This window comes from Mesorhizobium sp. P2_B11, assembly GCF_056404855.1.
Genome location: NZ_JBFUDF010000002.1, coordinates 99,602 through 117,736 on the forward strand (window position 1 = coordinate 99,602; position 18,135 = coordinate 117,736).

The 18,135-nt window shown below is 62.2% G+C and carries 11 protein-coding genes and 1 tRNA gene; 8 read left to right on the forward strand and 4 right to left on the reverse strand.

From position 1 onward, the window contains the following. Positions 1 to 12: 12 nt before the first annotated feature. Entirely contained in the window at positions 13 to 1,341 is a 1,329-nt protein-coding gene (locus tag AC1DYJ_RS04865; RefSeq protein ID WP_477287932.1) for a hypothetical protein, read from the forward strand. A 98-nt stretch (positions 1,342 to 1,439) separates the two neighbouring features. Here AC1DYJ_RS04865 and AC1DYJ_RS04870 read toward each other — a convergent pair whose 3' ends face one another. Beyond that, positions 1,440 to 3,212 carry an adenylate/guanylate cyclase domain-containing protein gene (locus tag AC1DYJ_RS04870; RefSeq protein WP_477287934.1) on the reverse strand — a complete coding sequence of 591 codons (1,773 nt, stop codon included), beginning with the start codon at positions 3,210 to 3,212 and terminating at the stop codon, positions 1,440 to 1,442. A gap of 223 nt (positions 3,213 to 3,435) precedes the next feature. Between AC1DYJ_RS04870 and AC1DYJ_RS04875 the strand changes: the two genes are divergently transcribed. Both AC1DYJ_RS04875 and AC1DYJ_RS04880 read left to right on the forward strand, forming a co-directional pair. After that, positions 3,436 to 6,714 (forward strand): adenylate/guanylate cyclase domain-containing protein, encoded by a 3,279-nt coding sequence (locus tag AC1DYJ_RS04875; protein WP_477287979.1) that lies wholly within the window; start codon positions 3,436 to 3,438, stop codon positions 6,712 to 6,714. An 18-nt stretch (positions 6,715 to 6,732) separates the two neighbouring features. Continuing rightward, complete coding sequence (locus AC1DYJ_RS04880) at positions 6,733 to 7,413, forward strand: redoxin domain-containing protein (RefSeq protein ID WP_477287936.1); 681 nt, start codon at positions 6,733 to 6,735, stop codon at positions 7,411 to 7,413. A gap of 13 nt (positions 7,414 to 7,426) precedes the next feature. On the opposite strand, the gene AC1DYJ_RS04885 is transcribed toward AC1DYJ_RS04880, so the two are convergent. Then, a complete protein-coding gene (locus AC1DYJ_RS04885; RefSeq protein WP_477287938.1) occupies positions 7,427 to 9,595 on the reverse strand; it encodes an SAM-dependent methyltransferase in 2,169 nt (722 codons plus the stop codon). Positions 9,596 to 9,849: 254 nt separating this feature from the next. Further along, positions 9,850 to 11,103 carry a YcaO-like family protein gene (locus AC1DYJ_RS04890; protein WP_477287940.1) on the reverse strand — a complete coding sequence of 418 codons (1,254 nt, stop codon included), beginning with the start codon at positions 11,101 to 11,103 and terminating at the stop codon, positions 9,850 to 9,852. Positions 11,104 to 11,177: 74 nt separating this feature from the next. Here AC1DYJ_RS04890 and AC1DYJ_RS04895 point away from each other — a divergent pair, with 74 nt between their 5' ends. The 3 genes from AC1DYJ_RS04895 to AC1DYJ_RS04905 all read left to right on the forward strand — a co-directional run bounded on the left by AC1DYJ_RS04895 (position 11,178) and on the right by AC1DYJ_RS04905 (position 15,864). Continuing rightward, positions 11,178 to 13,664, forward strand: a complete 2,487-nt coding sequence (locus AC1DYJ_RS04895) for an adenylate/guanylate cyclase domain-containing protein (RefSeq protein WP_477425973.1) — start codon at positions 11,178 to 11,180, stop codon at positions 13,662 to 13,664. Positions 13,665 to 13,804: 140 nt separating this feature from the next. After that, complete coding sequence (locus AC1DYJ_RS04900; RefSeq protein ID WP_477287944.1) at positions 13,805 to 15,376, forward strand: peroxidase family protein; 1,572 nt, start codon at positions 13,805 to 13,807, stop codon at positions 15,374 to 15,376. 14 nt (positions 15,377 to 15,390) lie between these two features. After that, on the forward strand, positions 15,391 to 15,864 hold the full coding sequence (locus AC1DYJ_RS04905) for a hypothetical protein (RefSeq protein ID WP_477287946.1): 474 nt from the start codon (positions 15,391 to 15,393) through the stop codon (positions 15,862 to 15,864). Positions 15,865 to 16,056: 192 nt separating this feature from the next. Here AC1DYJ_RS04905 and AC1DYJ_RS04910 read toward each other — a convergent pair. Then, positions 16,057 to 16,131 (reverse strand) — tRNA-Gly (locus AC1DYJ_RS04910). Between the two features lie 211 nt (positions 16,132 to 16,342). On the opposite strand from AC1DYJ_RS04910, the gene AC1DYJ_RS04915 reads away from it, so the two are divergent. Then, entirely contained in the window at positions 16,343 to 16,840 is a 498-nt protein-coding gene (locus tag AC1DYJ_RS04915; RefSeq protein WP_477287948.1) for a prolyl-tRNA synthetase associated domain-containing protein, read from the forward strand. A gap of 86 nt (positions 16,841 to 16,926) precedes the next feature. After that, the gene (gene trxA / locus AC1DYJ_RS04920; protein ID WP_477287950.1) at positions 16,927 to 17,922 is read left to right on the forward strand and encodes a thioredoxin; all 996 of its coding nucleotides are present in this window, start codon (positions 16,927 to 16,929) and stop codon (positions 17,920 to 17,922) included. Positions 17,923 to 18,135: the final 213 nt, after the last annotated feature.

Genomic DNA, 18,135 nt, shown 5'->3' on the forward strand with positions numbered 1-18,135 from the left:
GAAACTCTGGCCGTGCTGTCGCTGCTCTGCCCGGAAGTCGTGCGGGACATCGAGCAGAACTGGAATGCACCGGTTTCCGCCTATGCCCGCCATCTGTGGCGGCCGGTGGCAAGGCCTGCATCGGGGCCGGCGATCGCTGCCCGCTCGATCCTGCGCGACGTCCTGCAGCAGCGCCTTGGCGCAATCATGCAGCCCGAAGAGATCGGCAAGGCGCTCGACGAATTCGAGCACAGATCGGTGATCCAGTCCGGCCTGCACTGCCTGCTGCTGATGGACCGGATCACCTTTGATGCCCTCCTGCTTGCCTGGCTCGGCGCCGTCGAAAACGGGCTGTCGGCCTTCGTCGGCTTCATGGGAACGACGATGACCATGGAAACCGTCGGCCAGGAGGGGCCGGGATGGCTCGATGTCGGCGACGACAAGGTCAATTTGTTTGGCATGGGGCGCCACAAACTGTGCCGCAAAAGCGTCTGCGCGGCCGGTCCCGTCTCCCTCAACAGCCAAGCGCTTCAAGCGGTGGGCGATGAGACGGATGCCAGAAGCTGGCTGGGTACACTGCTCGCCAGCCAGGACAAGGTGTTTGCAACCGCCGCCGATGCGCTGACGGAACTCAACGAGGATCTGGTCGCCGATTGGGATCGTTCGGGTACGGCCCGGCCGGTCTTCATCGACGATCGGCTCGCCGCTGCCGCCATGGCGCGGCATCTGGACGATGACGGCAGCCTGCTTTCCAGGCTGCTCTTGGAGCCCGCAAGGCGCCAGCGTCTCGACCATGCCCTGCACGAGGCCGCATCAGGCCTATTCGGCAAATTCCTGCCCAATGCCACGGCCTATTTCTGGGGCATCCGCGAACAGCGCGCGCGCAAGCTCGTCCTTGAGAACGGGCAGCTGATCGAGCCTGATCGGCCGCACGGTCTTTCCATCCCGTTCGAGCGGCAGCATCTCAGGCAGGCGCTGCTGGACGGCGTGCTTTTGCCGAACTTGTTCCTGATGTTCCTTGTGCTCGCCATATTGCCGCGGGTGCGGGTCGTGGGTGGCCTGAGACAGATTGGCTATGTCGCGCTTTTCCATCAGATCCTGCTCAATGCGCTGGATGAAAATGCTCCGGAGGAGCGCGATCTGGCTGCTGAGCTTGCGGTTCGGGAAAACGCCTGGGGCATGCGGGTCATCGATGAACAGATCTCGGTCCGCGAGCAGCTTGCCGGCCTGCCGGAAGGGGCGCTCTTCCCGGAACTGCTGCGGCAATACCGGTTGCGGACATTTGCCGAGACGACCGAGGACCTGAAACTGGTTCGCGAAAACGCCCGATGGCGCAAGATCGGCCGGGCCTTTGGCCTCTGAGCAGGCGATCTCTTTTTTTGACGCAATTCCCAAGGGAAAGCGCTACGCGCTTTTCCCGGGAAAACCGCTCACACTTTTCCTGGAATTGCTCTAGCCGATCATTGCACCACACCGGCCTTGCGGAGGCCGTCGACCAAGAGTTCGAAATCGGCAGGGTTCTTGTAAGGCAAGACTTTGCGACGGTATTCCAGCGAAAAATCGGGATTGACGCGAAGTACCTCCTGCCATGCCGCGCGGGCCTCCTCCAAACGGTCCAGTTGGCCGTAGCTGGCGGCCAGCAGCGCACGCGAAACGTCGGTGGTAGCGTTGCGAGCCAGCCGTTGCAGCAAGAGGTCAACGGCCTCGTCGTACCGTCCCAGTTGAAACAACGCCAAAGCCTGGAAGTGCAGAACCACATCCGGAAAGTACGGGTTCAAGGTCTTTCCCCGGGCGAAGCTCTCAAGGGCCTCCTCAGGTCTGCCCGAATAATACAGCACCTCGCCGCGGCAGACATGCGCTTCGGCGAAGTTCGGATTGAGGACCAGCGCGCGCTCGACTTCGCCAACGGCCTCATCGTGCCGTCGTGTGTACAGCTTGGCTATCGCCAGCGCCCAGTGCGCCCAGGGATCGTTGTCATCCAGCGCTACCGCTCGCGTTGCGGCTTCTTCGGCCTGCGCCATCGATCCCGGCGGTGAGGCACCCCACCTGTTGAGGTAGTCGATGCCGTGCGTGAGGGCAAGGAAGGCGTAGGCAGAGGCAAAGTTCGGGTCCAGCTCAATGGCACGCTGCAAGAGGTCGCGGGCCGCGGTGTTCGTCTCCTTCGTCAGCCGATGCCACAGCTCCCGGCCGCGCAGGAAACAGTCATACGCCTCTGTGCTGCGCGGGGGCTCCGGCGTCAGCCGCAGACGGGCGCCATCAGTCAGGTTGAGCGCCAGCGCACCGACGATCTGCTGCGTCACGTCGTCCTGCACGGCGAATATGTCGGTCAGGTCACGATCGAACCGCTCGGCCCACAGATGGCCGCCCGAGCTTGCATCGATGAGCTGCGCGGTGATTCGCACCCTGTTGCCCGACTTGCGCACGCTGCCTTCAAGCACATAGCGCACGCCGAGCTTCGCGCCGACGTCCTGCACATGGACGTTCTGGCCCTTGAAGGTGAACGACGAATTGCGTGCGATGACGAAGAGCTGCGACAGTTTGGACAGCGCCGTGATGATGTCTTCGGAGATGCCGTCGGCGAAGTAGTCCTGTTCGGCGTCACCACTCATGTTGGCGAACGGCAGCACGGCGATCGACAGCTTCGGCGGCGTTGCCGCGGCCGGCCGGCTGGCTGCGGTTTCCGGCGTCGCTGCCGCCTTGGTCCCGGCGCTGCCGACTTGCAGCGAATAGACCCGGATCGGCTCGGCGATGTTCTTGAGCTGTGTGCTGCCGAGATCGCTGACCGAGAGGTCGAGCCTCGCCTTGACCTGGCGATAAGCGTCCTCCGACAGGCAGATGGCGCCGGGCGCCGCGACGCCCTCCAGACGCGAGGCGATGTTGACGCCGTCGCCCATCAGGTCGCCGTCGCTTTCTTCGACCACATCGCCCAGATGGATGCCGATCCTGAACTCGATGCGGCGGTCCTGCGGCACGCCCGCATTGCGCTCAGCCATGCCGTTCTGAACCTCAACGGCGCAGCGCACGGCATCGACCACACTGCGAAACTCAACCAGCGCCCCATCGCCGGTGCGCTTGATTACCCGCCCGTTGTGCACTGCGATGGTCGGATCGATCAGGTCGCTGCGCAGTGCCCGCAACCTCGCCAAGGTACGGTCTTCGTCCGCACTCGCGAGCCGGCTGTATCCGACCACGTCTGCAGCCAGGATTGCGGCCAGCTTACGGTTCTCGCTCATGGCTCCGCTCCTCATCTCCAAGATAGCAGGAAGACAAAGGGAGGAGGGATTTTTTGCAAACGACGGCTAACCGCCCGTATTGGCGGCGCTCGGCCGCCGAACCCGCACGGACGCCCATTTTCGCCGCCGCTTGCCGGTTGACGGCTATCGGTTCATCCTTGTGCATGTCGTGGCCGTGAAGAGCGTAGCGAGATCGCGCCATCACAGCCCAAGTGAGGTGTCCATGGACTGCTCGGGCTGCGGTTTCGAGATCGAGGGCGGTTTCGCCTTCTGTCCGAAGTGTGGCCGGCGCCAGCCCGTGCCATGCGCCAGCTGCGGCTACGCCTGCGCACCTGATTTCAAGTTCTGTCCGAAATGCGGGGCAAGCGTCGGTGCGTCCGCAAAGGCCGCCGAACTGCCTGATCCGGCACCAAGCCGGACCATTATGCCGCCTCCTCCAGCTCCGTCGCCGAACATCGAAAGCGAAGACGGGCCGCTTCCCGTCTCCGACGCCGATCGACGGACGGTAACGGTGCTGTTCGCCGACCTCTGCGGCTTTACGACACTCAGCGAGCAGCTCGACCCCGAGGTCATGCAAGCGCTGCAAAACGAGCTGTTCAAGGAATTGACGGCGGCCGTGCGAAACTTTGGTGGTTTCGTCGACAAATTCATCGGCGATGCGCTGCTCGCCTTGTTCGGTGCGCCGGTCGCGCATGAGGACGATCCGGAACGTGCGCTTCGCGCCGCGCTCGACATGATCGCCCGGACGGCGCGGCTCGGTGAAAGCACCGCCCATTCCGGTTCGCCTCTGTTGCTCCATATCGGCATAAACACGGGTCCGGTCGTTACCGGCGGATTGGGCATCGGCACCGCCAAATCCTATTCGGTGACCGGCGACACGGTGAACACGGCGCAACGCCTGCAATCGCTGGCCGCCCCGGGTGAGGTGCTGGTGGGCGAGCTCACGCACAGGCTGACCCGGCATGCCTTCTCTTACGACTCGCTGGGCGATGTCGTGCTTCGCGGCAAGGCCGGCAGCGTGCTCGTCCATCGACTGGATGCACCGCTTGCCGCGCCGCGGGCAGCACGTGGGCTCGAGGCGCTCGGCCTCAATGCGCCGATAATAGGCCGGGATGTGGAGTTAGGCAGAATGCTGGCGAGCCTTGACCAGGCGTGCGGCGGCTCGGCCCAGCTTGTCCGCCTCGTCGGCGAAGCCGGTATCGGCAAATCGCGGCTGGTGAAGGAGTTCGTCGCCCGTGTCGGCGATGACGATCGTTTTCGCAATGTCGCGGTGCGGCAGGCCACGTGCTCACCACTGGGCGAACAATCATTCGGCGCTCTGGGCGCAGTGGTTCGCAGCGCCGCCGGGATGATGCAAAGCGACAATGGCGACGAAATGCGGGGCAAGCTCGCAGCCTTGCTTGCCGGTCTCGGCCTGCAGGGCGAGGAGGCGAAGCGGCTGATGCCTTTGCTCTACCATGTGCTTGGCCTTGGCGACCCCGATGCCACCTTGCAGCATGTCGAGCCCGAGCAGCTGCGGCGGCAAATTCTCTACGCAGTCCGCACAATCATCGAACGGCGGCTTGCATTGTCGCCGCTGCTGATTGTCGTGGAAGACCTGCACTGGGCCGACGCCGTGTCGCTCGAAGCACTGCGTTTCGTCATGGACAGGCTGGAGCGCACGCGGCTGATGCTGCTGGTCACGCATCGTCCGGCGCCGGACAACGACCAGCTCGACTCAAGTCGGGTCAGCCACACGGCGCTTCGGCTTTCGCCGCTCAACAGCGATGACGGACGCAGCCTGGTGGCGGCGCTTTTCGGCGAGAGCTGGGTAAACGCCGCGGGAGGGCTTCTCGACCAGATCCTCGAGCGCGCGGGCGGCAACCCGCTTTTTATCGAGGAGATCGTTCGCGGCCTTATCGATCGCGGTGTGCTGGTGCGCGAGGGCCAGCAATGGCGGACCGTGGCAGGCGAAGGCGCAACCGGCATCCCCGCCACGATCCAGGCCATGCTGCTCGCTCGCGTCGACCGCCTGCCGCAAGAGGTGCGCCGGCTGGCCCAGGAAGCCGCGGTCATCGGCCCGCGCTTCGATGCCACGCTGCTGAAGACCGTGACGGCCGACCCCGGCCGGCTGGACGCTGGCTGCGAGCTGCTTTGCGATGCTGAAATCATCGAGGAAGTTGCCGGATCGGGCTCGGTCTCGTCGCAAAGCTACCGCTTTACGCAAACATTGCTGCAGGACGTGATCTACCAGAACCTGCTCCTGCAACGCCGGACCGACATCCACGGCCGGGTCGGTGCTGCCCTGGAGAAGCTGTGCGGCGACAGGCCGGAACGGTTCGAGGATTTGGCCGTGCTCGGCCATCATTTCGCGCAGAGCGCCGAGCGGGAGAAGGGTGCGCATTATCTGCAGGCGGCGGGTGATCGCGCGCGCATGATATACGCCAATGACGACGCCCTTCGTTTCTACGAGCGGGCACTGGCTGCGTTGGGCGCGATCGGGCAAACACCGCTCAAACTGGCAATTGCGGAGCACATTGCCGATTTGAGCGGCTCGGCAGGCCGCCGCGAGATCGCGCACCGCCACTACGAGACGGTGTTGCAGGCCTACCGCCAGTCAGCCGATCGTGTCGCCTCGGCGCGCGTTTTGCGCAAGATCGGCCGGCTGCTCTGGGACGTGGGCAAGCGGGACGACGCAGAATCCCGCTATGTTGAAGCGGCAGCGCTCCTCGATGGAGCGGATGCCCCGATCGAGCAGGCGCATCTGTGGCAGGAGCGTGGCCGACAGGCGTTCCGCAGCGGAGATCATGCACGCGCGGCACAATGGGCGGACGCGGCGCTGGATTGCCTGCGCACTCTGACAGCTGTCTCCGAGGATGCCACTGTTGTGACCTCCGAGGCACTCAATACCAAGGCCGTTGCACTGGCTCGCCTTGGCCGAAACCATGAAGCCGTGCGGGAGGTTGAGCGCAGCATTGAACTGGCCGAAGCCGCCGGCCTGCTGGGCGCGGCCTGCCGCGGCTACGCCAATCTCGGCGTGCTTTACACGACCATCGATCCGGCCCGGGCGATGCAGGTTTGCCGGCGCGGTCTTGAAGTGGCGCGCCGTATTGGCGATTTGGGTTTCCAGGCGCGCCTGCTTGCCAATCTGGCGGTGGCTTGTTGTACCTTCACGGATCGGTGTCCAACGGAGGGCGTGCCTGCCGCCGAGAAGGCCATCGAGATCGACCGGGCGCTCGACCAGCGCGAGCACCTGGCGGTGCCGTTGATCGTGCTTGGCCAGATCCACCAGTGCAACGGCCGTCCGGAACTGGCGGTCGGCCTGTTCCACGAAGCGCTGGACGTAGCCCGCGAAACGGGCGAGCCGCAACTGCTGTTTCCGTGCTATGATGGCCTCGCAACGCTTAATCTCGACCTCGACAATCTGGCCGAGGCCGAACGCTACTTTTCCCTGGCGCAGGGCATATGCGCCCAGCACGGGCTCGACCCGGAAGGGCTTGTGGTGCTGCCGTTTCTCGACTAGCCGGGGTGGGAGGTTGAAATGTCCGCGCGTGTTGACTTGTTGCCGCTTCAGCCGGGCGACCGTGCGCCGAACGTAATCCTCGACGCCATTACCCAGGAAGGCAAGATCGCGCTTGACGACTTTCGCGGCCAAAAGCCGGTGCTGGTCGGCCTGTTTCGAGGTCTGCATTGTGCATTTTGCCGGCGCCACATCGCCGCCCAGGCGCGGCTCGATCCGGAGCTGCGCGAAAGGGGCGTGGAGAGCCTGACCGTGGTCAACACGCCGATCGAACGGGCGCGCCTCTATTTCCGCTACCATCCGATGCCGAACCTGCTTGCGGCCTCGGACCCGGAACGCGCTTCACATCGTGCTTTTGGGCTGCCCAATCTCGAATTCACCGAGAACGAGACGAACTGGCCATACAAGGTCGCGATGGCAGCGGCACAGGATCTGCGGGTCGACATACCTGGCGAATTGCCCGGTCCTATGGATCCTATGGCAGCCGCCGCAATTCTCGACAAGAAGGACCCTTACGAACTGACCGAAGCCGACGAGCAGATGATGGCAACGGGACACGGACAACTCGTCGGTCAGTTCCTGCTGGACCGGCAGGGGATCGTCCGCTGGAGCTTCACCGAGGTTCCAGAGGGTGGGCGATACATGTTTGGCGCGCCAAACCCGAAGGAGCTGATGTCAGCCGTGTCGCAAGTCGCCCAATAATGAACTGACACGTTCAGCCTTCATCGAGCACGGCCTCGACAGTGGCAACAAAGTCATCGAGCGTGCGGTCGCCGCGAATCTCGATGCGCGGAAGGTCGATGAGATCGCTATCGAGGTCCGCCGGACCGTGTTTGCGACCGAACCCCACTCGATAGCCGCACTCCCTTGCCAGCCGGCCGAGCCGTCGGTCGGTGACCGAAAAGGGTGCCGCGAACGCGGCGGTTGGCCGACCGGTCCACCGTTCGATGAACATGCGAGAGCGCAAGAGTTCGGCGGCCAGGTCAGCGCTCGACAGACCATCGATGGCGCGATGCGTCGCCATATGGCTGCCGAAGAACGCGCCTTCGGTGGCGAGGCGTCGCACCGTCCCGGCGTCCATAAGCGGTGCCGGCGGACCGTTGTAGGCGTCCCATCGCGCCGTTTCCCCCACCAGGTCCGTCACCAGGAACACTTCCGCGGTCAGGTCGTTGGCGCGCAAGATCGGCCAGGCATGGTCGGCGAAGTTCTGGAAGCCGTCGTCGAACGTGATGAACACCGGCCGGCCAGCGAAAGGCTGACGGTTGGCGATGAACCCTTCCAGCTGCTCGGATCCGATCGCGTGAAAGCCATTGGCGCGCAGCCATGCCATCTGGCTGGCGAATGCGGCGGGCGTCAGTCGAAACCGGGCGAGCGCGGCCGGACCTTCATCGGCGACGCCGTGATACATGAGGACAGGGATACGCTGGCGCCGCTCGCTGCGCGCGACATCGCGGCGCAAGGCCCGCGCCCCGCCCCAGACGATATTTCGCGCCACCCCGATGTCGATGGGCGCGCGGATCGGCACGTGATCGATCACCGGTTCCGTCGCCACTTCGTCCGGCGACAGGCGGCGGAAGCGGTCTATGCGGTAGAGCTCGGTCTGGATCGATTGCTCGAGCACGAGGCCTTCGGTCGCTGCCAGCGTCTCGCAGATCGCCTGGGCACCGAATGTGTTCCAGTCGAAGCCCGTCTTTTCGACATTGTCACGCAGCACGAATGCGTGTGCGCTGATGAAACTGCCGCCAGGCGCCAACGCCGCAGCGAATTTCTTGGCGATGCGCCGCAACTCGGCGAGATCGTCGAGATAGTAGAGCACCTCCGAACAGAAGATCAGATCCATCCCGCCCGGCAGCGAGTCGGCAGCGAAATCGAGGACGCCGAACGTGATGTTCGGCTGATCGCTGCATCGCGCACGGGCCCGCTCGATGGCTATTGCGGAGATGTCGGTTGCGGTCAGATGGCCCACGCGCGGCGCCAGCTGCCGCGTGAAATGGCCCTCCGCACAGGCCAGCTCAAGCGCCCGGCCGATGGGACCGGCAGGCAGGATCTCGAGCTGCCGCAGGTATTTTTCCTGCTCATAGAGCGAAGTGTAGTTCCAGGGGTCCTCGGTCGCGAAATAGCTGTTCCAGAACGCGGTGCGATCATTCCTGTCCGCGGTCCGTGCCCGGCGCGGCGCTGAAGGAGGTGGTGCAGGTTCGGCGCTCGAGCGAACCAGTTCCTGCGCTTCCGCCGCCAATTGCGCGAGTTTGCCGAAGTGACTGTCCGGATCGGACCGGCCTTCCGCCATGGGCAACGATGCCTCGGCTGCAGCGCCAAGCCGCCCGGCGGGAACGATAGTCTGGATCAATTCAATCCAATGATCCCTCGTCACAGTCCCGAGCACGCCGAACTGTGCCACGGCTTCGACCTGGCCATCGATCATCAGATGGGCGTAGATCTGATCGACGCCCTCAGGCAGTTCGGTTGCGGCCGGATTGCGGGCGTCGACGCGAATTCCAAGCGTTCGCGCCAGAATGCGCGGCGCGGCAAGATCGTCGGCGTCGAGAAGCATTTGCTCCAGCTGATACTGGATGCGGCGAGCCGCGCCGGGATTGTCCCAGATCTTGCCCAGCTCGACGATCAACCGGGTAATGGCGGCGCCGAACCTGTCCCATCCGGCAGCCAATTGCGCCGGCGCCGACAGGCTTCCCGCCATAAGGCCGTCGACGATCACCCTGGCGGTCTCATCCGCCCACTTGCGTCCTGCCGGGAGCGCGCGCAGGGGCTGCGGGTCGATCGAGCGCAAGCCTGAGCCGCAATCCGACGAGGCGTTCTGCAGCGCGAGCCACGCGCGTGCTTCGTCAGCGGTGCCGCCGTTCGCCGAACTGGAGGGATTATGCGCCACGCCGTCTTACCCGCGTCTGGTTCTATCTTTTTGTTTTTACGCAATTCCGAAGGGAAAGCGCTACGCGCTTTTCCCGGGAAAACCGCGCTTGCGGCTTCCCTCGGAAACCCGGTGGACGATTCACTCCTTAAACCCGAACGCACGGGGGAGCAAATGGCTACGACCAGCAAGAAGCAACTGACGAAACAAGGACCTGAATGCCATGACGCCGCCCAAAACAGGGCGACGTGGAGGCCCCCGATATGCTGCCGAGACTAAACCAAAAGCAGCGGCTGGTCCGCGGGCGAACTGGGGTCGAAGCTTAGATCGCGGGCGTCGGGCGCAAGGAGTCGTGCGCGTCCGAACCGTGGTTTGTAATGACAGAGCCGGGTAGATACGGCGCGAAACACGGGAATGCCGATTTCCGCGCGGGTCATGTCGGCAAACCACAAATCGGTTCCTCTCCGCGCCAAGGCGTCGAGCACGCCCGGCAGGTCACGTTCAACCGCGCGATGAGATAGATTTGGCGCGACGTGTTGGATCAGCGCCATATCCAGCGGCCGCGTCTTCATCGAGGCTTTCTCTCGCCATCGCGACCACGTGCCAGCTTTGTCGCCAAGCGCTCGTGAAGCCCCGAGCGAAATCTCCATTTGAAGCATCTCGGTCAAGGCGGCTGTCGCGGCAGACTGCAAGCTTTTGCCCGCGGCAAAGCCTACCGAGACGTCGCTGCCGTCCTGTTCGGCAGAAGCAGCGGCAATCACCGGGACGTCGATGTCCGAGGTAATGTCGAAGAGCCGGGTTCGACGCTCGCGAGCCCACACCCAGTCGACAAGCGGGTCGATGCCCGAGAGACAGGACGGATCGATTGTCCGGCGCTGCCTTCTTCCATACCACCACCGACCCGTCGCATCCCTCTCGACCAGCTCCAAGATGGCCGCCAGTTTCGCTGCATCCGCACTCGGTCCTGCAGCGCACCCGTTGCTATCGCCGATGGCGACCGCGCCCTCCTCGCCAGCCTCTTTGCGTCCTATGAAAGCAAAGTCTGCTGGTATGAACGCGCCATCCCCTCCAAATGCGTCTTCAACCCGCAGCCAGCTCAGCGGGGCGGATTCATCCCTGATCGGCGGCCGCCAATCGAAGCCGGTGTTTTCCTTGTTCCACGCAGCGCGGGCGGCGAGTTGATCGGGACTGAAGCCGTTCAGGCTTTCAGGAGAGATTGCCGCCGATCCGATCTCGCCGACCGTCGCGGTGATCAACGGCTCGTCACCCCACGCGCAGCAACTGAAAAGTTCGGCTGCCTCGCCAAGGCAACTCGCCCGGCAATCGTCGATGGTCAATCCTCGGCCGCTCGCCAGCCTCCCCGTTTCGGGCCTTGCTGCGCGCGGCGCTGCCGGCATCTGCAACAGAGCATCCCTGGGGATTGCGATGGCGAAATGAGCCGGAACATCCATCACGGGCAGGTCAATTACGTCGAACAATTCGCCGACCCTGGCGAGTTTGCTAAAGCCGTTCATGAAAGCATTTGCCATCAGTTCATTGTGCCGTCGACTAAGCCTGCATTGGGGAGCACAATACCATAATCGATGGGGCATCGGCGGCGACTATGGAAGCGAGATCGGAGCGAGCGACCCTCAAGTCAATCCTGTTTGCGGACCTGGCCCAGTATAGCCGGCTAACCGCGGCCGACGAACTTGGAACACTGGATCTCGTTTCGCAATGTTTCCAGCTCTTCCAGACCCATTGCGAGGAATTCGGCGCCGAGTTCATCAAGACGACAGGCGACGGGGTCCTGATACTGTTCGACGGTGTATCGAACGCCATCGACTACGCCATTTTCATGCAGGACAGCCTGGCTGACCTCCTGGACAGGCGAGCGTTTTACAGTCGATTCCGGATCGGATTGCATATTGGAGAGGTTCATCGCCGTGACGGCGACGTGTTCGGCCATGCGATAAATGTGGCTTCCCGGGTGCAGGCTATGGCCGAGTCAGGCGGTGTGTGTGTGACCCAGGACGTCTATTGGGCGGCCCGCAACACCGGGCGATGGCGTTTTCGGTTCGCCGGTCGGCCCGCCCTAAAGAACATGCCTGAGCCGCTGACGCTCTACAACGTGGTTGCCTCCAACCTCGCCGATGTCCCGGACAACGGCCATCAGCGACTGATTTCGGTCATCGATGGACTTGGCCTTTACAGGGAAGATGGCGAAGCAATCGCATTGCGTTCCCTGAAAGCGCAGGCCCTGATCGGATATCTCGCACTGTCCAGTAATTTTCAGGAGGTGCACGACCGGGTGGCGACCCTGATCTGGCCAGAACGAAGCCCGGTAGCCGCCCGGCGTGCGATGGCGAACTGCCTGCAGACCGCCGAAAGATCGATTGCGGGCAACTCGGCGGCAGGCATTCTCAGGCGCGGAAACCTTATCGGGTTGAGCCCTTCGCGCATAACCGTCGATGTCGTTCGCATGTTGAAGGATCTTGGAGAGGGCAAGATCGACGACCTGCTGCTTCGACGATCGGATTGGTCCGACGCGATCCTGTTTGGCCTGGAAGACACCAGCGACCTGTTCAGCGCGTGGCTGAGCGTCACCAGGCACAACTGGCGTGACCACGCATTGGAAGCCCTGGAGGCCATGCTGGAACGCTTCGAGATATCCGAGCCTGCAATGCGCAGGGCGGCAAATGCCCTCTTGGTGCTCGAGCCCAGCCATGAGCGCGCTGCGCGCTGTCTCATCCGCCACCATGCGGAACTGCAGAATGTCGCCGCCGCAATGCGCGTCTACGAAAATCTGCGCGATCTTCTGCGCGAACGTTATCAGTTGCTGCCGAGCACGGAAACGACGGCTTTGGCCGAGGCCCTCAAGGGTCCGGAGCCGTTGTTGTTCAACAGAAAGAAACCACCCCGGCCGAGCGGGCCGGCGCCAACGCTTGCGGTCGCAAAATTTGAGGCTCGAACAAAGAAAATCTCTCTTCTGGTCTGGGGATTCCGCTCCGAACTGATCGCCAATCTGTCCAAGTTCCGGGAGTTCACAGTCATCGAGTTGAAAGATGCTGCAATCGAAAGTCCCGACACGGACTATCTGCTGGCGGCCCAATGCGTGGACAACCAGGACGACATGCAGTTGATCGTCTCGGTAAGCGATGCCAACACGAACCAGGTCATTTGGAGCGATTCGTTTCGATTTTCGCTTGGAAACTGGCTCGCTTTGCAGAGGCAGCTGGTCGGAAAGATTGCTTCCACCTTAGAGGTTTACCTGTCGCATGACAGGCTGTCGCGTCAGGTCAGGGGCCTCCCGGATAATCTCAATACCTATGATGCCTGGTTGCGCGGCGAGGACTTGCTCACTCGCTGGACGCCAGATGCCGAAGACGAGGCGCAACGGCTGTTCGAAGGCGCGATCGCTGCCGACCCGAACTTCGCTCCTGCCTACGCCAGTTTGGCCAGCATCCATAATTCGCGACAATTCATCCGGCCGGGGATTGCTGCCGATCCTGCCATAACGGAGAGGGCTGCCGAGCTGGCTCAACGCGCCGTGGCGCTCGATCCCCTGGATGCACGCAATCATTTGGTCGTCGCCTGGTCGACAGCCATGACCCGACACTTCGAACAGTCGGAAGTGCACTACGAACTGGCCGCCGAACTCAACCCCAACAGTCCCAAGACACTGGTGTCGGCTGCGTTGGGCATGGCGTTCATGGGCCGCGTCGATTCTGCGTCGCGTCTGCTGGAGCGCGCGATGGATCTGACAACCATGTTTTTGGACTATCAGTGGTCGCACATCGCGGTAATCCGCTATTTTGCCGGAGATTTCGAAGGCGCAATCGCGGCGGCCGATCGGTCCAAGAACGCAATCGTCGACACCGCCGGTTGGAAAACTGCCGCCCTGCGCAAGTTGGGCAGGACGGATGAAGCTCGTGCGGCGCTGATGCAGTTGCACACGTCCATTGCTGCAGCCTGGGCAGGGCCTGCAGCGCCGACGCTGAAGGACATCCTGGACTGGTTTCTAGGCGCCTTCCCGATCAAGCGGGACGAGGATCGGCGCGAGCTGGCACGGCTATGCCAGGTAGATGTGCACACGCAAAAGCTCTCTTGATCCATCAGCCAGCGCTACGCCGTCATCGACTCCGTTCCAATACTCGCAGGCTTTTGAGCCCGATGAGACAAATTAGAAACTGCTGACTTGTGCCGATCGTTTGATAAGCTCATACTAAAATACGGCCAGGGGGGAATACTATGGCCCGCCATGCTCAAAAAGCTTATCTCGTCAGCGCCAACGACCGTATCTTGCTATTTGAGCGTCGCAAGACGCCAAAGGACGTTGGCCACGAAGAATTCCTGGCGTTGGTCCGCGCAGCCAATACGCCCGCCTACAAGCACATCTTCGGACGGCATCAAGGCAAGACGCTTCCGTCCATAAAGGATCTGGTGGCGCTTGGAGAGGCACTTGCCCACAAGCCCTATGCCTCGTCGGATGATAGCGATATCCCGGCAGGGTACACATATTTCGGCCAGTTTATTTTCCACGACATCAGTTTTATGGGACCGGGTAAGGACCCCGCCAACGATAGAACACCCGCTCTCGACCTCGACAGCGTGCTCCCGATTGACGCATCCGTTATGCCGGGGGCCGGCTGTCATGACTCCGGACCGTTGCCGATAGGCTGTACGTCAGGCAGCGTGGTCATGGCTGAAGACCTGCCTCGTGTCGATTTCGGACTGCCCGAGGAAGGCAAGCCGCTGATAATGGACAACCGCAACGATGATTTCTTGCCGTTGGCGCAGTGTCACGTGGCCTTGTTAAAGTTCTTCAATGCCGTTGCGAAACGAGAAGGCTACGACCCCGCCAAGAAGGGTTCTTACGACAAAGTGTGGTGGCAGAACGTTCGTCGCATTTGGCTGCAGCATTTTCAATCTGCGGTCTTGCACGACTATCTACCCCGCATCGTAGATCGATCCGCTTTTCGCAGTGTAATGCAACACGGCCGCTGCATCGTTAAGGCCGGAGCGTCGTCTCAAAATCCAGATTGGCTTCCTATCGAATTTGGAGCAGCGGTCGCACGTTTTGGCCACAGCATGATCAGGGATGCATACCGACCGTGGAACCGGATCGAGGGGTTGGCGCGACTGTCCGAATTTATGGAATCCAGCTACGCAAATTCCGGCGACAAATTGAACTCATCAGCTCACCGCCTGCTAAGAAACTGGGTCACGAACTGGTTTCTGTTGCTGGACTTTTCTGGCACCGCGTATGATGCGCTGGCGGTCGAACCGATCAAGGCAAACAAGATCGATCTCAGCCTCTCCCCTGCATTGGCAAGCTTGCCCAGCTGCCTGTTCGACGAATTGTGCTGCAACCCGGCTCCGGGGGACGTGTTCGGACTGGCTGAGGAGACCATGAAAACGGGCCATGAACTGGGCCTCGCCACTGCGCAACATGCTGTCTCATTGACCAACGCTGCATTGGTTTCAAAGCAGCAGCCGCCCCTGGCCTACCTTTTGCCGGAACAAATTCCGACGGACGACCCATCGATCCGGCAGGCCTTCGCCGACCACCCCAAGCTGCTAACTCGAACGCCCCTTTGGTATTACATCCTGAGAGAGGCAGAGCATTTCGGCGGTGGGTGCCACCTGGGTCCGCTGGGAAGTCGCATCGTGATGGAAACAGTTCACGCCGCGATTGAATCAAGCGCAAACTCAATTCTTTCTCAGCCGGCGTGGCGACCAGAGCTGCCATCCGCGAATTTGAGATATTTCTCTATGCCCGACCTGATTGCTATGGCGGGACATCCGAATCCGATTGGCTAAATGGAGGGAGGAAAATGGCTAAGCTTAAAATCTTTAAGGACAACAACTTCAACGCTGAAATTCCGAGCGCGGACGGGTATGTGAATGTCACGAAAAACCTCATCCTGAACGCCGGCAATTATGACTATTTCAGAGCAAACAACCACAAGGCGGAGAGGCCTGGCCTGCTGACCGGCCACGCCGGATACGACGGGGCAGGCACAAAATTAAAAGTTTATCACGAGCTGCAACTCGGCGGTTCTGAGGAAATTGCAGACGGAAATTGTAAGATCGAGGTCACCGAGGATCAGAAAAAGCCAAATGGGGGCAACTCAAAGTTTAATATCGGATTTCCGCCAGAGCGGCCGCTAACGGTCAATTATCTCAAGCCGTATGTGCAGGTACTTAGTGACATATTGAATGATCCAAGCGAGCCTGACGCTGACAAGAGGCTGGAGCGTGCCTGTCAATTCCTTTTCGGCATGATGCTGCTAACCCGCTGCCGCTGACGTTATGTTTCGCAGTGCAGCTCCTCTCGGAGCATCGCCCCGGGAGGTCGCCGGCGCGGGCTCCTCAAAATGCGGAGTTCAGCCCCGCTAGGTGGCGAGCCGAGGCAACTCCCCCTTGGCGCTCCCCGGCGCCAGACAGCAAAAAGGCCCGGTTTCCCGGGCCCTTTTTGCTTTTCAAATCTAAAGAAGATTTGGAGCGGGTGAAGCGATTCGAACGCTCGACCCCAACCTTGGCAAGGTTGTGCTCTACCCCTGAGCTACACCCGCTCACACGGCCTTGGGCCGCAAGCCGGGCCTATATGGCTGAAGAGCGCGGCGATTGCAACAGGGAAATGACGGGCTTTTTGGTCGCGGCAAATTGCCTGGCCGAACCTCGTCGGCCACGCTGGTGGCTGACTTCCCGCATGACGGTCTTGTCTCGGCGGCATCATTGGCCGTAAACGGCTTTGCCCCGCGCCAAGATAAGGGAAGACCACCGATGCCGAAGACCGAAGCCGAGCTTTTCGCCTTTCTTGCCGACCTCGGCATAGCGGTGTCGACCGTGCGCCATCCGCCGCTCTACACGGTCGCCGATTCGCAGTCGCTGCGCGGCGAGATTTCGGGCGGCCACACGAAAAACCTGTTCCTCAAGGACAAGAAGGACAATTTCTTCCTGGTCAGCGTCGGCGAGGATGCGGCTGTCGACCTGAAGCAGATCCACACGATCATCGGCGCCGCCAGCCGTGTCTCCTTCGGCAGACCAGAGATGCTGATGGAGCTGCTCGGCGTCATTCCGGGCGCCGTCACCGTGTTCGGCCTGATCAACGACACCGAAAGACGGGTCAAGGTGGTGCTCGACCAGGATTTGATGGCGCATGACGTCATCAATGCACATCCGCTGACCAATGAGGCGACGACCTCGATCGCATCCGCCGACCTCATCAGATTCGTCGAGGCAACCGGACACGATGCTGCTATCTTGAAAGTCTCGGCTTGATCGCCACATGGATGGCGAAAACTGACCTCTAGCATGGATGTCGCGCCTGCTCCGCTGGCGAGGGGCGCGACCGGAAGGGCGACGACATGAGCGACAACAACAATCCGTTTGGCGGCCAATTCGGCGGCAATTCCGGCCAGTACACCACGTCCGTGCAATATGGCGGCGCCGAGCCGGCCAAGGCCGCAGCCGGCGCCGTCCCTGCTGGTGGCGACCTGATCAAGGACACGACGACGGCTGCCTTCGCGGCCGACGTCATCCAGGAATCGCGCAAACAGCCGGTGCTGGTCGATTTCTGGGCGCCGTGGTGCGGGCCCTGCAAGCAACTCACGCCGCAGCTGGAAAAGGCGGTCAAGGCCGCCGGCGGCAAGGTCAAACTGGTCAAGATGAACATCGACGACCATCCCTCGATCGCCGGCCAGCTCGGCATCCAGTCGATCCCGGCGGTCATCGCCTTCAAGGACGGCCAGCCGGTCGACGGCTTCATGGGCGCCATCCCCGAGAGCCAGATCGGCGAATTCATCACCAAGGTCGGCGGCAAGGGCAATGGCGCGCCGCCGGTCGCCGAAGCGCTGGCCGCGGCAGCCGAAGCGCATGCGGCGGGCGATGCACAGACCGCCGCCGATATCTATGACGCCATACTGGCGCAGGCGCCGGAGACGATCGAGGCGATCGCCGGGCTGGGCGAGCTTTTGTTCGAGGCCGGCGACGCGCAAGGCGCCGAGGCGCTGCTGGCAACAGCACCGGAGGCCAAGAAAGATGCGCCCGCACTTGCCGCACTGCGCGCCAAGATGACGCTGGCGGCGGAAGCGGCAGCGCTTGGCAATCCGGCCGAGTTCGAGCAGCGCCTGGCCGCCAATCCCGGCGACCATCAGGCGCGTTTCGATCTCGCCATGGTCCAGAATGCGCGCGGCGATCGCCATGCGGCGGCCGACAATCTGCTGGCCATCATCAAGGCGGACCGCACCTGGAACGAGGACGGCGCCAGGGCGCAGTTGTTGAAGCTGTTCGAGGCGTGGGGGATGACCGAAGAGGCGACGCTGGCGGCACGGCGCAAATTGTCGTCGCTGTTGTTTTCCTAGTGCATGATCCCGAACCGAAGGACCGCGCCAGCGAAAAGTGGGAACCGGTTTTCTCGGACAAAACGGGAAACGTTTTGTCCAGAGATCATGCATCAACGAATAGCCGTTCGCCGGCGAAATAACCGGCGGAACGGTTCTAGGGCCTTGCGGTCGGCCGCCGTCGCGCCAGATTAGGCCGATAGAGGTGGCGTCCGAAGCCATCGGAGGAGTGAA

Bases quoted from the DNA above. Each gene is read 5' to 3' on its own strand.
- AC1DYJ_RS04870 (WP_477287934.1), bottom strand. From the start codon at position 3,212: ATGAGCGAGAACCGTAAGCTGGCCGCAATCCTGGCTGCAGACGTGGTC.
- AC1DYJ_RS04875 (WP_477287979.1), top strand. From the start codon at position 3,436: ATGGACTGCTCGGGCTGCGGTTTCGAGATCGAGGGCGGTTTCGCCTTC.
- AC1DYJ_RS04880 (WP_477287936.1), top strand. From the start codon at position 6,733: ATGTCCGCGCGTGTTGACTTGTTGCCGCTTCAGCCGGGCGACCGTGCG.
- AC1DYJ_RS04890 (WP_477287940.1), bottom strand. From the start codon at position 11,103: ATGGCAAATGCTTTCATGAACGGCTTTAGCAAACTCGCCAGGGTCGGC.
- AC1DYJ_RS04895 (WP_477425973.1), top strand. From the start codon at position 11,178: ATGGAAGCGAGATCGGAGCGAGCGACCCTCAAGTCAATCCTGTTTGCG.
- AC1DYJ_RS04900 (WP_477287944.1), top strand. From the start codon at position 13,805: ATGGCCCGCCATGCTCAAAAAGCTTATCTCGTCAGCGCCAACGACCGT.
- AC1DYJ_RS04905 (WP_477287946.1), top strand. From the start codon at position 15,391: ATGGCTAAGCTTAAAATCTTTAAGGACAACAACTTCAACGCTGAAATT.
- AC1DYJ_RS04915 (WP_477287948.1), top strand. From the start codon at position 16,343: ATGCCGAAGACCGAAGCCGAGCTTTTCGCCTTTCTTGCCGACCTCGGC.
- trxA (WP_477287950.1), top strand. From the start codon at position 16,927: ATGAGCGACAACAACAATCCGTTTGGCGGCCAATTCGGCGGCAATTCC.